This window comes from Paraburkholderia sp. Ac-20347, from assembly GCF_017104805.1.
Lineage (GTDB): Bacteria > Pseudomonadota > Gammaproteobacteria > Burkholderiales > Burkholderiaceae > Paraburkholderia > Paraburkholderia tropica.
Genome location: NZ_JAAGPN010000057.1, coordinates 25,214 through 39,428, shown reverse-complemented (window position 1 = coordinate 39,428; position 14,215 = coordinate 25,214). Strand labels below are relative to the sequence as shown.

The following is a 14,215-nucleotide window of genomic DNA, read 5'->3' as shown; positions in this document are numbered from 1 at the left end:
AGACCCCCTTCCGATCTACGGGTCTGCCCGACGCGTTCGCGGCCGGCGCGCCGCTGCGCGTGAGCGTGAACGAACTGCTGCGTAGCGACGAAGGCCACGGCGCCTATGGCTGCACCATCGAACAGGATGGCGTGCTGTGCGCCGAGGCCACGATCAAGGTGTATCAGCCGCACGATTTTCAGACTTTCATCGAGGAAAACTCCCGAGCATGAGCCAGACTCCGAGCCCGACCACGATCCGGCGTGTACTCGTGACCGGCGCGAGCCGCGGCATTGGCCGCGCGATCGCCTATCAACTGGCCGCCGACGGCTTCGCCGTCACCGTGCATTGCCGCACGGGCCTGAAAGAAGCGCAGGCGGTGACCGCCGGCATCGCCGCGCAGGGCGGTTCGGCCGGCGTGCTGCAATTCGACGTGCGCGATCGCGCCGCCTGCCGCGCCGCGCTCGAAGCCGATGTGGACGCGCACGGCGCGTACTACGGCATCGTCTGCTGCGCGGGCGTGACGCGCGACGCCGCCTTCCCCGCACTGACCGACGAAGACTGGGACATCGTGCTGGAAACCGGCCTCGACGCCTTCTACAACGTCGTGCATCCGCTCGTCATGCCGATGGTGCGCGCGCGCAAGGGCGGCCGCATCGTCACGGTGGCGTCGGTGTCGGGCGTCACGGGCAATCGCGGCCAGGTCAACTACAGCGCCGCGAAGGCGGGCCTGATCGGCGCGACGAAGGCGCTCGCCGTCGAGCTGGCCACGCGCAACATCACGGTCAACAGCGTCGCGCCCGGTCTCGTCGACACGGGCATGCTCGACGAGGTGCCGCTCGACCACGCGCTCAAAGCTGTGCCGATGAACCGCGTGGGCCAGCCCGCCGAAGTGGCCGCGGTGGTCGGCTTCCTGATGTCGGATGCGGCGTCCTACGTCACGCGCCAGGTCATCGGCGTGAACGGAGGGATGGTCTGATGAAGCGCGTCGTGGTGACGGGCATGGGCGGCGTGACCGCGCTCGGCGACCGTTGGGAGCAGGTCGAGGCCGCGCTCGAACGCGGCGTGAATGCGGTGCGGCGCGTGCACGACTGGGATTACATCGAGGCGCTACACACGCGGCTCGCCTCGCCGCTGCCGGCGTTCGAGACGCCCGACTACTATCCGCGCAAGAAGACGCGCTCGATGGGGCCGGTCTCGCTCTACGCGGTGCGCGCGAGCGAATACGCGCTGGCGGACGCGGGCCTGCTCGACGATGCGTCGATCAAGGACGGCCGCATGGGCGTGGCGTACGGTTCGTCGGCGGGCTCGGTGGAACCCGTGCGCGCGTTCGGCAAGATGCTCGAAACCGGCTCGATGAGCGACGTGACGTCGAACAGCTACGTGCAGATGATGCCGCACACCACGGCGGTCAACGTGAGCCTCTTCTGGGACCTGAAAGGCCGCATCGTGCCGACATCGTGCGCGTGCGCATCGGGCAGTCAGGCGATCGGCTACGCCTACGAAATGATCGCGAACGGCAAGCAGACGCTGATGCTCGCGGGCGGCGCCGAGGAACTCTCGGGACCGGGCGTGGCCGTGTTCGACATGCTCTACGCCACGAGCACGCGCAACGACGATCCGCACACCACGCCGCGTCCGTTCGACGCCGCGCGCGACGGCCTCGTGGTCGGCGAAGGCGCGGCCACGCTCGTGCTCGAAGAGTACGAGCACGCGGTGGCGCGCGGCGCGCGCATTCACGCGGAAGTCGTGGGCTTCGGCTGCAACTCGGATGGCGCGCACATCACGCAGCCCACGGCGGCGACGATGGCGGTGGCGATGCGCCAGGCGCTCGCCGACGCGCAACTGGCGCCCGACGCGATTGCCTACGTGAACGCGCACGGCACCTCGACCGATCGCGGCGACATCGCCGAAAGCCACGCCACCGCGGAGACGTTCGGCGCGCGCATGCCGATCAGCTCGCTCAAGAGCTATATCGGCCATACGCTCGGCGCGTGCGGCGCGATCGAAGCGTGGTGGACGATTGAAATGATGAAGCGCAATCGCTACGCGGCCACGCTGAATCTGCACGAAGTCGATCCGGCCTGCGCGCCGCTCGACTACATCATGGGCGCGCCGCGCGAGATCGACGCCGATTACGTGATGAGCAATAACTTCGCGTTCGGCGGCGTGAACACGTCGTTGATCTTCAAGCGCGTCCGGTGAGCATGCACGCAAGGTCGGCATCGAACGGATTGCAGCGCGTGGTCGTGACGGGCATGGGCATCGTCTCGTGTCTCGGCAACACGCTCGACGGCGTGTCCGCGCGGCTGCGCGAAGGACGCGGCGGTATCACGCGCATGGCGGCGTGGCGCGAGCGCGGCTTCGGAAGTCAGGTGGCGGCGGTCGCGTCGGTGGACGACGAGACGCCGTTCGCGCGCAAGGCCGAGCGCTTCATGGGCGACACGGCGCGCTTCGCGTGTCATGCGGCGCGCAGCGCCATCGACGACGCAGGGCTCGACGAAGCCGCGCTGCGGCAGCCGCGCGTGGGCGCGGTGGTGGGCTCGGGCGTCGGCACGATGTCGGCCTACGATGCGGCGATGGCGTGCGCGAACGCGCGCGGCGTGGATCGCGTGCCGCCTTACACGGTGCCGCAGGCGATGAGCAGCACGGCGTCGGCGAATCTCGCGCACGTGTTCGGCATGGAAGGCGTGACGTACTCGCCGTCGTCGGCGTGCACGACGTCCGCGCTCGCGATCGGCCAGGCGATGCAACTGATCCAGACCGGACGCCAGGACATCGTGCTCGCGGGCGGCAGCGAAGCGCTGCACGACAACATGACGCTGATGTTCGACGCAATGGGCGCGCTCTCGCGCGGCTTCAACGACACGCCCGAACGCGCGTCGCGGCCGTACGACACGCAGCGCGACGGCTTCGTGATCGGCTCGGGCGCGGGCGTGCTGGTGCTCGAATCGCTCGAACACGCGCTTTCGCGCGGCGCGCGCATCCACGCGGAGCTGACGGGCTTCGGCCATTGCACGGATGGCGCGCAGATGGTCGCGCCGCAAGCGGGCGGCATCGCGCGCGCGATGCGTGCGGCGCTCGCGGAGTCCGCGTGCCGTCCCGACTACATCAACACGCATGCGCCTTCCACGCCTTCGGGCGATGTCGAAGAACTGCTCGCGCTGCGTGACGTTTTTGGCGCGGACGTGCCCGCGTTTTCGTCGACGAAAGCGCTCAGCGGTCATCCGCTCGGCGCGTGCGGCGCGCACGAAGCGATCTACACCTTGCTGATGATGCGCGATGGTCATCTCGCGGGCGCAGTGGGGATCGACGAACTCGATCCGCTGGCCGCGAGCATGCCGCTCGTGCGCGTCACGCGCGAGGCGCGGATCGCATCGGCGATGTCGGTGTCGTTCGGGTTTGGCGGCAGTTGCGCCAGCCTGATGTTTCGCGCGCTTGACCGGTCATGAATGCAATTTGAACGCGTCATGACCTTGCAGGCGCACCTGAAAACCACGAGGAAACCTATGAGAACACCGAGCCTTACGCTCACCGCCGCCGCGTTCGTCAGCCTCGCGCTGGCTGCTTGCGGTACGCAGTTGAAGACGCTGCCGATCCAGCCGGTGCTGTCCGCGGCGCCGACTGATGCATTTAGTACGGCAGCGGCGGAGCGCGCGAAAGTCGCGGTTTATTTCGGCAAACAAGAGCACGCGGATGTCGCGCGCCGCGTGGGCGAAGCATCGCATTCCGTGCGCATCGCGCGTTCCGCCGATGGCGCCGACGTCTCGTGCAACAAGGCGCTCGCCAGCGCGATCGACAAGCTGCGCGACGACGCGCGCGCGAAGGGCGCGAACGCCGTTATCGACGTGACGACGCGTTTTCACGAGAACGAGTCGAATTCGTCGACCGATTACACCTGCGGCGTGAGCCCGAGCGCGGCGGCTATCGCCGTGAAGGGCGACCTCGTGGTGCTGCAAGCCCATTGATCCAACCCGGAGAGCAACAATGAACAAGCTGTGGATGACGACTGCGCTCTGCGCGACGCTGGTGACGACGCACGCCTGGGCGCGCGATACCGTGGACACGTATTCGGTGGCCGAAGCGCTGCAAAGCGAACCGGGCAAGGTGGGCGACGATATTGCGCTGTTTTTCGCGGGCCAGAAGCATCCGGCCGTGAAAAAAACGATGGGCACGATCGCGACCAACAAGAAGACGAACGCGTTCAACAAGAGCGATGAAGAAGCGTGTCAGCACGTGTTTCTTTCGGCGGTGCGCGAGCTGCAGGACCGCGCGCGCCAGCAGGGCGGCAACGCGGTCATCAACATCAAGAGCAATTACCGCAACAACCTGACCGAGAGCCCGACGGACTTCACGTGCGGCGCGGGCACGATGATCGCGGGCGTGGCGCTGGTGGGCGACGTGGTGTCGTTGAAGGGCGCGAAGTAATTATTTTTCAGTTTTTTTCGGGCGGCGGCGCGTGACTGCGCGTGATAATGCGCGCGCCGCCCTGAATCGACTGGATTATTGCGCTTTCACCGCCGCCACGTTGACGAGCGTTTCGCGACGCTTGCCGGGCTTCGGATGGTGCAGGCCAAGGCGCTCGAACAGGCCGAAGTCCGCCGCGCGGCTCCACCACAAATAAGGGAGCGAGACATTGTGCTCGGCGAAGCGGAAACCTGCGTGGCGTATCATGGCAAGGTAACCGTCGGCGCTCTTTTGCACCTGCATCGGATGGCGGAAAAGCAGACGAATGACCCACGAGCGAATATAGGCTTCGGTGGATTCGGCGAACAGCAGCACGCCGCCGGGCTTGAGCACGCGATGGAATTCCGCGAGCGCGCGTTCCTGTTCGACGAGATGATGAAACGTCTGGTGACAGAACACGATGTCCGCGCTGGCCGACGGCAAGGGCAGATTCGCGCAGTCGCCGTGCAGCACGTCGAATTCGATTTGTGCCTGCGTTGCCGATGCTGATGCCGACGCCGCTCGTTGCTGAACCGCGTGTGCCGCTTGTTGAGCGAGATCGAGCGACGCTTCGTGAAAGTCGATACCGACGATGCGGCGCGGGCGAAACGCCTCGGCAAGCAAACGGAACGACTTGCCCTGGCCACAGCCGACGTCGACGATCGTGGGCGCTTGCGGCAGCGGTTGATCGATCAGGCGCTTGAGGTCGTTGATCGCCACGCGCAGGACATGATGCTCCCACGTGTGGGTGCGGAGAAACCAGATGCCGAAGGCCGTTTCCGGCACGAACGGCACAACATTTGATTCGGAAACCGACATATTTTTCCCCGATGCATATTCGGTCGTGAACAAGAACGGGCATTGTAATAGCAAGCGTGGTGTGCGAGGCGATGAACTCGTCAATGAATCCGCATCGCGCAAATCAGGCACAGGAAGGGACGTATGGAACAGAGCCGTGAACAAAGCCGTGAAGCGGCAGTGAACAGTCAATCGGAAGGTGCGCGTCGCAGCGAGCACGTCGACGTGGCGATCATCGGCGCCGGTCCTTCCGGTGCGGTGGCGGCGGCACTGCTGCGCAAGCGCGGGCACTCGGTGCTGGTGCTCGAACGTCAGCATTTTCCGCGCTTTTCGATCGGCGAAAGCTTGCTGCCGCAAAGCATGGAATACCTCGAAGAAGCGGGTATGTTGCAGGCCGTGGTGGAAGCCGGCTTCCAGTACAAGAACGGTGCGCAGTTCGTGTGGCGCGATCAGGCGACGGCGTACGACTTCCGCGACAAGCATTCGCCGGGTTGGGGCACGACGTTTCAGGTGGAGCGCGCGAAGTTCGACGAACTGTTGATTCAGTGCGCGGCAAAACAGGGCGCGGAAGTGCGATTCGGTCACACCGTGCTGGCGATGCATCCGGGCGATGCGCCGGTGCTCGAAGTTATCGATGAAAGCGAAACGCGCTATGAAGTGCACGCGCGTTATGTGCTCGACGCGAGCGGTTTTGGCCGCGTGCTGCCGCGTTTGCTGAATCTCGAAGCGCCGACCGGTTTGCCGACGCGCGCGGCGATTTTCAGCCACGTGCGCGATGGCCTCGCGCTCGACGATTTCGATCGCAACAAGATTTGCGTGGCGACGCATCCGGTGCATCGCGATGTGTGGTTCTGGATGATTCCGCTGGCAGGCGGGCGCTCGTCGGTGGGTTGCGTGGCCGAGGCCGCGTTCTTCGATCTGCCGGAAGCCGAGCGCGAAGCGCGTCTGCGTACGCTGATTCGCGAGGAACCGACGCTCAATCGCTTGATTGGCGACGCGCCATTCCTCATGCCGGTGCGCCAGATCGGCGGGTATTCGGCGAATGTCGAGCGTTTGCACGGCGCGGGTTATGCGCTGCTCGGTAACGCGGGCGAGTTTCTCGATCCCGTGTTTTCTTCGGGCGTGACGATTGCGCTGCGTTCCGCGCATATGGCCGCGAAAGTGGTGGATCGCGTGCTGAACGGCGAGACTGTGGATTGGCACGCTGAATACGATGTGCCGCTGCGCAAGGGCATCGACACGTTCCGTGCTTTCGTCGAGCGTTGGTATACGGGCGAATTGCAGGACATTATTTATTATCCGCGTCAAACGCCGCTGATTCGTCGCATGATCAGCTCGGTGCTGGCGGGTTATGCGTGGGACGAGAGCAATCCGTATGTGGCGGAACCGGTGCGCCGGCTCAATACGCTGCATGAGGCGTGTTTGCGGATGTGATGTGATGGCGGGAGGCGTGACGGTGACCGCTTCCCGCTTGCGGTTTTAGCGGGACACAAAGCGTATTAGCGCCGTCGCGCAGTAGCAAAACATAAAAAACCAGCCCATCGCATACAGATACACCCACAGCATCATGTCGGTAGCGCCGCTCGCGTTGATCACGGTATTGCAGCGGCTCACGAGTTCCGAAACGCCGATCACCGATGCCGACGACGACGCCATCACGATAATCACGAAATAAGCGCCCCAGACCGGTAGAGAGCGCGTCAACGCCTCGCGCTTTTTGCCGTTATGGCGCGTCAACGCATCCGTGACGTTATCGGATGTGAAGCCCGCCACTGCGAGCGATAGCGCGAGCGCTGCTTTCAACCATGACGGAAACGCCAGCGGCGCGGAAGCGAGTGGCATCGTCAATGTGCCGGGCAGCATGAACACGAGATAAAACTGGAAAACGAAAGTCGGCGTATTGCGCATCAGCGCCGTCGTAAGCGTTGCCGCGCGATTCAATGTGGCATGCGGGGAGATTCTGCAACGTGCCAGTCCATAACCCACGCCGGTTCCGATCGTCTGCGCCGTGAGCGAAATGACGATATTCCACATGAAGCCGCCTAATAGCCACGGCGTCCAGACGAACAGCGTGCGGAGCGTGTCAGCAGCGGACATCGCCGGCCCTCCGCTGTATCCATTGCAGGACGCGCAATACGCAAAAAGTTTCCAGCACGAAAAACACCATCAGCGTATTCATCATCGTGCCGACATTGCCATGCTCGGCGATGATCGACGTGGAAACCGAAAGTAATTCGGGTACGGCAACCGTGCTTGCGACCATGGTCGATTTCGTCACGTTGACGAGCGCCGCTGTGATCGCCACCGACGATTCGGCCATCAAGCGCCGCAGCGCCGACGCATCGGCTACGACACTCGACGATGACGATTGAACGCGCGTCCACGCTTCGTCGAATACGTGCATCATTGCGGCGCCCGTATAAAGACACAACACGCCGGCCACGACCCAGAAGCCGCCGAAATGCAGTCCCCAGCGCGCCGCCGCGAAACTGCCCACGCCGAAGAACACCACATAGATTTGCAGCAGCGGCGGCGTCATGCGCGCGAGCGTGGCGATGCCGCGAATCGCCGCACGCAAAAATGTGCCGCCGCGCTGCGCGAGCACGAACATCGCGAGCGCCGAGGCGAGGCTGCCGACTATGCAACTGACGGTGAGCAGCAGCGTCAGCGCAATGCCGCGCGCGAAAGCGCGGCGCTCGTAATCGTCGTAGAGATAGGTGAGATTCAGCCCGGTCTTTTCGTTGAGCCACATGCCCCAGCGCTGCAGGCCGGTGACATCGGTCGAGGTGACGAAGATCGGATTGCGGCACGCGACGGGCCATCGACCGTCGCTTAGCCGCTCGCAAAGATAATGGCCATTCGATTTTCTCGCTGTCCAGAGCGTATGCATTTGTGCGAGAAAAGACGAAGGCGGCAGTCCCCATTTGCGTTCGAGCGCGATCAACGTGCCGTCGCGATGCCATTGCGCAACCGTATCGCCGATAAACCGATCGAGCGCGCTGTCATGCGCGTCGCGCGCGATGGCGATCGCCCACGGTGTCACCAGTTCGGGTGGCGGACCGATGCGATAGCCGCGCCATTCGCTGCTGAGCAGATCGCCTTCGATGGCGGTGTTGTCGAATAGCCAGCCCGCGCAACGGCGGTCGCGCACAGCGAGTTTTGCATCGCGTCCGGTGGGATAGGTTTGCAATTGCAGCAGATATCGTTCGACCATCGTGCGATTGAAATAGCTGCCTTGCGTGGCGCACAGTGTTTGTCCACGCAGATCTGACCAGTGTTTGATGCGGCTGTCGGGCCGCGTCATGAGCGAGACGCCCGAGGAATAGTAGTCGGGCTCGATAAGCGTGGCGATCTCGCGTCGTTCGGCCGTGTCGCCCAGGGTGGCGATGGTGACGTCGGCGCGGCCGTCGGCGAGCACCTGCAAACGGTTTGTCGTATCGACGCCGAGGGTGCGCAGACGCACGCCCATGCGCTGCGCGAGATCGTCGGCGAGATCGTGCTCGAAACCTTCTTGCTGCGCGGTGGGCGTCAACATGCCGAATGGCGGGTAATCGGTTTTTACGCCGACGACCAGCACGCCGCGCCGGCGTATCGCATCGAGCGGATCGATCGCGTGCGCTGCGTGACTGGCGACGATGAGCATGGCGCCGAGTAGCGCGGGCAGGCAGCGACGCAAGTATCGATGCAAGCCGGTAGCGACCCACCGTTGGCGCATCATAGGAGTTCGGCGTAGGCGCGAATGCCGTAACCGAGCGCGGGCGGAATCGCTTTTGCGAGCGCGCGGTCGAGCCGCTGCAATGGTGGCGAGCGCATCAACCACCATTCGGGAAATAGACTTTCGGCTTCGCAATGGCGCAGAATAAATCCGGCTGCGCGTAATTCTTCTTCGAGTCGCGCGAGCGTGTACAGGTGATAAAAGAAACTGAGCCGCTCGCCGTGGACGTAACGCACGAAACGGATATTGCCGGCTTCATGCATGGGCGGTGAGGCGATGCCGAGCGATCGTGCGCGCGCATGGAGATACAGATCGAGTGGACGTCGGCGATAAATCGAAGGAACCGAGAGAATGAGGCGTGCGCCTGGCCGCATGCATGCGCGCAGTTTGACGAGCGTTTCGATGCGCGTGGCGCGATCGCCGAGATGCGAGAGCACACCGAACAGCATGAGCACGAGATCGTATGCGCTTGCATGGAGATTGTCGATCGCACCGCCCACGAGCGTGACGCGGTCCCCATGCGGACTGCCGTTCAGGCTGCGTTCCAGATCGCAAAGCGACGGCAGCGAGATGTCGTAGCCCGTCACGTGCGCCTGCGTATGGTCGAGCAGCGCGCGTGCATAGCGGCCGTCGCCGCAACCGAAGTCGAGAATGTGCACGGCCTGTTTTGCACCGTGCTGCAATAGATAATCGAGCGTGGCGACATTCGGCACGGGATATCGCTCGCGATAACCGTGGCTTCGATAATATTTGTCGTAGGTCTCACGCATTTCCTGGGTAATGCCGCGATTCACGGTCATGCTCCTGGCAATAGGCCCATTGATCGCGACCCGGGCCGGAAGGTCGAAAGATGCACACATCGAAATAAGGGGAAACGCCGCTCGGTGACGCGTAGTGACGCTTAGTGACGCATCGCGTCGCGCAATGCGCGAATCCATCGTCGCGTGTGATCTTCGTCGGGGGACATGCTGGTTTCGAGCAGCCGCGCGAGCGCGAGCGTTTTGCCGTCGGCTTGCCTGCCTGTATCGCGTTGTCGATGCAGGCGCCAGACCACCACGCGCGCCACGCCGAGCAGCGCGAACTTCTTGAGCCGCTCGAATTCGGTCACGATGCGCAGCGCGCTAAAAAGAAAGGAGAGCGCGAGCAACGGCGCGAGATAGGCGTCGACCACACTCGCGAGTCCGCTGGGGAAGTGCGCGTAGACCCAGGGCGTGCCATTGCGATAAAACCCCGCCACGGTTTCGGCGCTGACGCCCGCATCGCCCGCATAGCGCGGAAACTCACCGCTGCGATTGACGTAACTGCCGCCGCGATGAACTTCCTGCATGGCTTCTAATAGCGCATATTGCGTGGCGGCAGGCATCTCGTCGCGCGCGACCACGGAGATCGTGGCGGCCAGCATCGACACGTCTTGATCCGGCACGTGGCGCGCGAGGTCGAGCACGCCGGCGGGCAACGTCACTACCTTCAGATAGCCGACTTTCTTTGCGATCGCATCCTGTTCGACCGGTTGAACGAGTTCGATGTCCGGATCGTCGGCGAGCGCCGTGACCATCGGATTGTCTGCGCCGAGTATGAAGAGGCCGGCGTCGTATTGGCCGCGCTTCAGTTTCGCGGCGGCTTCGTTGAGCGGTAGAAAGTCGATATGCGTATTCGCCGCGTTAATCCCGCACAGCGAAAAAATAGCGGTCATCGTGCGGCTCGTCAGGCTGCGCTGAGGCGGTAAAACGATCGACATCCCTTTGAGATCGGAGAAAGAGCGAATCTCGCGACCAGCTGCAGCACGACGATTGAGAAAGAAAAAGATCGGCTGCAATTGAATGTCGCCGAGTGAAACCAGACTGGCGTCCGAGGCTTTACTCAGGTCTTCCGAGACGAAGCCGAGATCCAGATGCTCGCGCGGATCGGCGATCTTTTGATAGATCTCGTCGGTGTTCTGAAACGGCACGATATCGACGCGATACCCGCGCGATTCGACAATGCGTCGATATTGCAGCGCCGTGTCGTAGAAACTGCCGCCGACCGGGCCTGCCGCAATGCGTAGATGGCGTTCGGGCAAAACATGCACCGTCGCATAGATCACGGCACCGAGCAGCAAGACGGCGAGCGCGCAGCGAACGCGATATTTGGGGTGAGCGTAGCGAATCATCGAATGCATTCCGGAGTGCGCATGTGTTGCCCGCATGCTTGGCACGTCGACATGCAGGGCATCGTAGGGCGGGAATGCCACGCGATTCCTGACGAACTCTGAGCAAGCGCGCCGCGTGTAAGGCGGTCAGAAAGCGTCAGTCGGAAACGCAGAACGGTGGCTAAGCTTCGTGATGAACGGAAGGACGACCCCGGCCACGTCTGGCCGGATTACCGGGAGCGAAAATGGCCGGATCAACGAGTCTTGAAGACATCGTGCGTGCAATCGCGGGATCGATCATGCATGCGCAACATCTGGTGGAGAAGGCGCAGATTGCGAACTTCTCGTCTTTCTTCACCGACGACAAGGAGCCCACCAGCATCGATATCAAGTTGCCCGCGACGCACAGCGCGGCGCAACCCGACGACATGATGCATTACCGTTTGCCTTTGCTTTCGCTGGTTCCGCATAGCTCGCTCGTAATTGGCGAAGCGGAAATCGATCTCGATCTGGAATTGGGCTCATTCGAGGAAGTCGAGCGCACGGCGAACGCGGCGATGCTGGCTGAGTCCGGCAACGCTGCGCCGGCGGAAACGAAAGCGACGCTGATGGTGAGTCCGGCCAACGCTTCGAAGAACCGCAGCGGCAGCGTGGCGCATATCAAGCTGAAATTGCAGGCGTCGGAGAAAACGGAGGGGCTCGCGCGCCTGCTCGACGACGTCATCAAATGCCAGGGTCCGCTGGACTTCGCGACGGGCGGCGCAGCGCCGGCATCGGTCGAAGCGCCGGCCGCGCCCGCGGGCGATCGGGAGGCGAGGTGAGTGCCGAGCGCTTTCATCTAACCGAAATGCGCTTTATCAAGCGCATTGTCGTAGGCAATGACGATCCCAAGAATCTGCGCACCGAAGCCGAGGTGGAAGAGGCGATGGCGCTCGTCAACCGCTGCCTGAGCAGCACGCCGCGCGGCTATATTCTCAACGTCGAAAAGAGCTTCGGGCTGTATAACATCGGCGAACATCAGGTGGTGCTGCAATATGCGGTCTATCACCTTGGATTTGCGCGCAAGCCGCTATTTCTGGACGAAAAATGAAGACGCGTGTCTTCAGGTTCGGCCAGTTAACCGGCGCGCTCGCCGATATGGTCGCGGCGACGAATACACGAATCGAATCGCAATCTGCCGAGCTGGCCAATGACTATGACAGCGCGCTCGTCTATCGGCTCGACGGCGAAGACGCGGCGGCGCTGCGCTGCATTTCGCGCGATGCGTTATATGGCAGCGTGGTCGTTGGCCTGCGCGAATTGTCGTTCAGCGTGGCATGTTGCCTGGGCACGCGCGTGATCGATGGCCGGCGGCTCGACGTATTGCAATTGCGCGCGCCTGCCTGGTGGCGGCGTATCGGCAGACAAATCGATTGCCGTGAATTGCAGATCAGCGTTAGCCCTTCGCATGTCTCGATGCGTTTGATGTCCGCATCGAAAGAACGCCTGCCCACGAGCGGGCTCGCATGCGTGTTCGTGCTGTCGGCTGAAGATCTCCTCGCGCTGGGTTTAAACGGCGACCACGTTCAGGCGTAACTTCAAGCGTCATTCTCTCTCGCCGGTTCGCAACAGAAACCGTCATGCTGCGCGGGCGCTCCCCACCTAACATGGTCTGGCGCTACTGGCGCGGCGGCAGAGGCAAACGATCCCGTCTCCGCCGAAATCCATCCATCTAGTTTAATCAGGAGTCCGTTATGTCTGAGTTGATCGATATGGCATCGCAGTTCAAGGGATTGCCGATGAGCGACCTGATCGGCAGCCCGCTGACCGCGGCTTGCGACGCGCAGGTCAAGCTGGCCAACGCAACCGCCGACTTCATCAAGTACGTCGGCTTTCTGCCGCCCACCGATGGCGACAAGAACGGCGTCGGCGCGACGCGTCTCGCGCATTTTGCGTTCACGCGTCCGACGCAGGATCCGAGCGACGTCACGAAGTCCATCGAGGAGCAGGTCACGCTGGATGTGCCGCTGCTCGCCATCGTGAAGATTCCCGCGCTGGCGATCACGAAGGTGGACATCACGTTCGATATGGAAGTGAAGTCGTCGTTCATGTCGAAGGAATCGACCGATGCGTCGGCGAAGATGGCGGCGGACATCAAGTTCGGCTGGGGGCCGATCAGCGCGAAGGTGCACCTCGAAGGCTCGGTGGCGACGCACAAGGAAAACACGCGCAGCTCGGACAACTCGGCGAAGTATCACGTGCAGGTGCTGGCCGAGGATTCGGGCATGCCTGAAGGGCTGTCGCGCGTCATGGACATTCTGCAAAGCGCGATCCAGCCGCGTACCGGCAGTCAGGCGGCAGTCACGAACGGCGCCAAGACCGACTGATTTCGCGCGCGCCATCTTCTGAATTTCGCGGCCGCGCGCACTGTTTCGCCGCGCCCGGTCGCGCCTATCTGGAGCACGACACCATGAGCATCCTCACGCAGGAGCATCTGACGCAATTGTTCGCCGGCGACGCGGTGGACGAGCGCGCCGCGCGCTGGCTGGAACCGCTGAGCCGCGCGACCGACGAATGGCAGATCGATACGCCCGCGCGTCTTGCGGCGTTTCTCGCGCAGGTTCTGCACGAGTCCAATCACTGCCGCACTCTCACGGAGAATCTGCATTATTCCGCGCCGCGTTTGCGGCAGGTCTGGCCGTCCCGTTTCCCGTCCGACGAAATCGCCGAATCGTGCGCGGGCAATCCGGAGAAACTGGCGAACAAGGTGTATTCGGGGCGTCTCGGCAACGGCGACGAAAGCAGCGGCGATGGCTGGAATTATCGAGGTCGCGGCTTGATTCAACTGACGGGCCGCTCAAACTACGCGCGCTGCGCGGCGGGCCTCGATGCGGATTTGCTGGGCAGCCCGGAGCAGCTCGAAACGCCCGAGGGCGCGGCGCGTTCCGCAGCGTGGTTCTGGAGCGAAGCGAAGCTCAACGACCTCGCGGATGCGCAGGCGGACGAACGCGATCAGGCCTTCCTGCAGATCACGAAGCGCATCAATGGCGGCACGGTGGGCCACGAAGCACGCGTCGCGTTGTGGCGCAAGGCGCAGAGCGTGCTTGGCGTCGATTGATTTCGTGTTGTGCGGCAGGCAGCGGAGCGGGGTATTTCACACACCGTTCCGC

The 14,215-nt window shown here is 63.2% G+C and carries 16 protein-coding genes and 1 pseudogene; 12 read left to right on the top strand and 5 right to left on the bottom strand.

Features of this window, described 5'->3' with window-relative positions:
- The 6 genes and pseudogenes from G3N97_RS13840 to G3N97_RS13815 form a co-directional block, all read left to right on the top strand.
- Window positions 1-212, top strand: a pseudogene (locus G3N97_RS13840) (hypothetical protein); the annotation flags it as partial.
- Window positions 209-958, top strand: a complete 750-nt coding sequence (locus G3N97_RS13835) for a 3-ketoacyl-ACP reductase FabG2 (protein ID WP_205993720.1) — start codon at window positions 209-211, stop codon at window positions 956-958. The pseudogene G3N97_RS13840 and the gene G3N97_RS13835, both read left to right, overlap by 4 nt.
- Window positions 958-2,184, top strand: coding sequence for a beta-ketoacyl-ACP synthase (locus tag G3N97_RS13830; RefSeq protein WP_205993719.1), 1,227 nt, complete (start codon window positions 958-960; stop codon window positions 2,182-2,184). The genes G3N97_RS13835 and G3N97_RS13830 overlap by 1 nt, the downstream gene beginning before the upstream one ends.
- Before the next feature lie 2 nt (window positions 2,185-2,186).
- Window positions 2,187-3,431, top strand: coding sequence for a beta-ketoacyl synthase N-terminal-like domain-containing protein (locus G3N97_RS13825; protein WP_205993718.1), 1,245 nt, complete (start codon window positions 2,187-2,189; stop codon window positions 3,429-3,431).
- A gap of 57 nt (window positions 3,432-3,488) precedes the next feature.
- Window positions 3,489-3,947 (top strand): signal peptidase, encoded by a 459-nt coding sequence (locus G3N97_RS13820; RefSeq protein ID WP_205993717.1) that lies wholly within the window; start codon window positions 3,489-3,491, stop codon window positions 3,945-3,947.
- Between the two features lie 19 nt (window positions 3,948-3,966).
- Window positions 3,967-4,407, top strand: coding sequence for an excinuclease ABC subunit A (locus G3N97_RS13815; RefSeq protein WP_205993716.1), 441 nt, complete (start codon window positions 3,967-3,969; stop codon window positions 4,405-4,407).
- Between the two features lie 75 nt (window positions 4,408-4,482).
- Here G3N97_RS13815 and G3N97_RS13810 read toward each other — a convergent pair whose 3' ends face one another.
- Entirely contained in the window at window positions 4,483-5,244 is a 762-nt protein-coding gene (locus tag G3N97_RS13810; protein WP_205993715.1) for a class I SAM-dependent methyltransferase, read from the bottom strand.
- Window positions 5,245-5,367: 123 nt separating this feature from the next.
- Between G3N97_RS13810 and G3N97_RS13805 the strand changes: the two genes are divergently transcribed.
- Window positions 5,368-6,657 (top strand): NAD(P)/FAD-dependent oxidoreductase, encoded by a 1,290-nt coding sequence (locus G3N97_RS13805; RefSeq protein ID WP_205993714.1) that lies wholly within the window; start codon window positions 5,368-5,370, stop codon window positions 6,655-6,657.
- Window positions 6,658-6,702: 45 nt separating this feature from the next.
- On the opposite strand, the gene G3N97_RS13800 is transcribed toward G3N97_RS13805, so the two are convergent.
- The 4 genes from G3N97_RS13800 to G3N97_RS13785 all read right to left on the bottom strand — a co-directional run bounded on the left by G3N97_RS13800 (window position 6,703) and on the right by G3N97_RS13785 (window position 11,087).
- Entirely contained in the window at window positions 6,703-7,320 is a 618-nt protein-coding gene (locus G3N97_RS13800; protein ID WP_205993713.1) for a polar amino acid ABC transporter permease, read from the bottom strand.
- Window positions 7,307-8,866, bottom strand: a complete 1,560-nt coding sequence (locus G3N97_RS13795; RefSeq protein ID WP_205993712.1) for a transporter substrate-binding domain-containing protein — start codon at window positions 8,864-8,866, stop codon at window positions 7,307-7,309. The genes G3N97_RS13800 and G3N97_RS13795 overlap by 14 nt, the downstream gene beginning before the upstream one ends.
- A 71-nt stretch (window positions 8,867-8,937) precedes the next feature.
- Complete coding sequence (locus G3N97_RS13790) at window positions 8,938-9,732, bottom strand: class I SAM-dependent methyltransferase (protein ID WP_205993711.1); 795 nt, start codon at window positions 9,730-9,732, stop codon at window positions 8,938-8,940.
- A 107-nt stretch (window positions 9,733-9,839) separates the two neighbouring features.
- Window positions 9,840-11,087: a TAXI family TRAP transporter solute-binding subunit gene (locus G3N97_RS13785; protein ID WP_205993710.1), complete on the bottom strand. Its 1,248-nt coding sequence runs from the start codon at window positions 11,085-11,087 to the stop codon at window positions 9,840-9,842.
- A gap of 224 nt (window positions 11,088-11,311) precedes the next feature.
- Here G3N97_RS13785 and G3N97_RS13780 point away from each other — a divergent pair, with 224 nt between their 5' ends.
- The 5 genes from G3N97_RS13780 (at window position 11,312) to G3N97_RS13760 (ending at window position 14,163) form a co-directional block, all read left to right on the top strand.
- Window positions 11,312-11,887, top strand: a complete 576-nt coding sequence (locus G3N97_RS13780) for a DUF2589 domain-containing protein (protein ID WP_205993709.1) — start codon at window positions 11,312-11,314, stop codon at window positions 11,885-11,887.
- Window positions 11,884-12,156 (top strand): hypothetical protein, encoded by a 273-nt coding sequence (locus G3N97_RS13775; protein WP_205993708.1) that lies wholly within the window; start codon window positions 11,884-11,886, stop codon window positions 12,154-12,156. Before G3N97_RS13780 ends, G3N97_RS13775 begins: the two co-directional genes overlap by 4 nt.
- On the top strand, window positions 12,153-12,641 hold the full coding sequence (locus G3N97_RS13770) for a hypothetical protein (RefSeq protein ID WP_205993707.1): 489 nt from the start codon (window positions 12,153-12,155) through the stop codon (window positions 12,639-12,641). Before G3N97_RS13775 ends, G3N97_RS13770 begins: the two co-directional genes overlap by 4 nt.
- Window positions 12,642-12,799: 158 nt before the next feature.
- Entirely contained in the window at window positions 12,800-13,432 is a 633-nt protein-coding gene (locus G3N97_RS13765; RefSeq protein WP_205993706.1) for a DUF2589 domain-containing protein, read from the top strand.
- Between the two features lie 83 nt (window positions 13,433-13,515).
- Window positions 13,516-14,163 carry a glycoside hydrolase family 19 protein gene (locus tag G3N97_RS13760; RefSeq protein WP_205993705.1) on the top strand — a complete coding sequence of 216 codons (648 nt, stop codon included), beginning with the start codon at window positions 13,516-13,518 and terminating at the stop codon, window positions 14,161-14,163.
- Window positions 14,164-14,215: the final 52 nt, after the last annotated feature.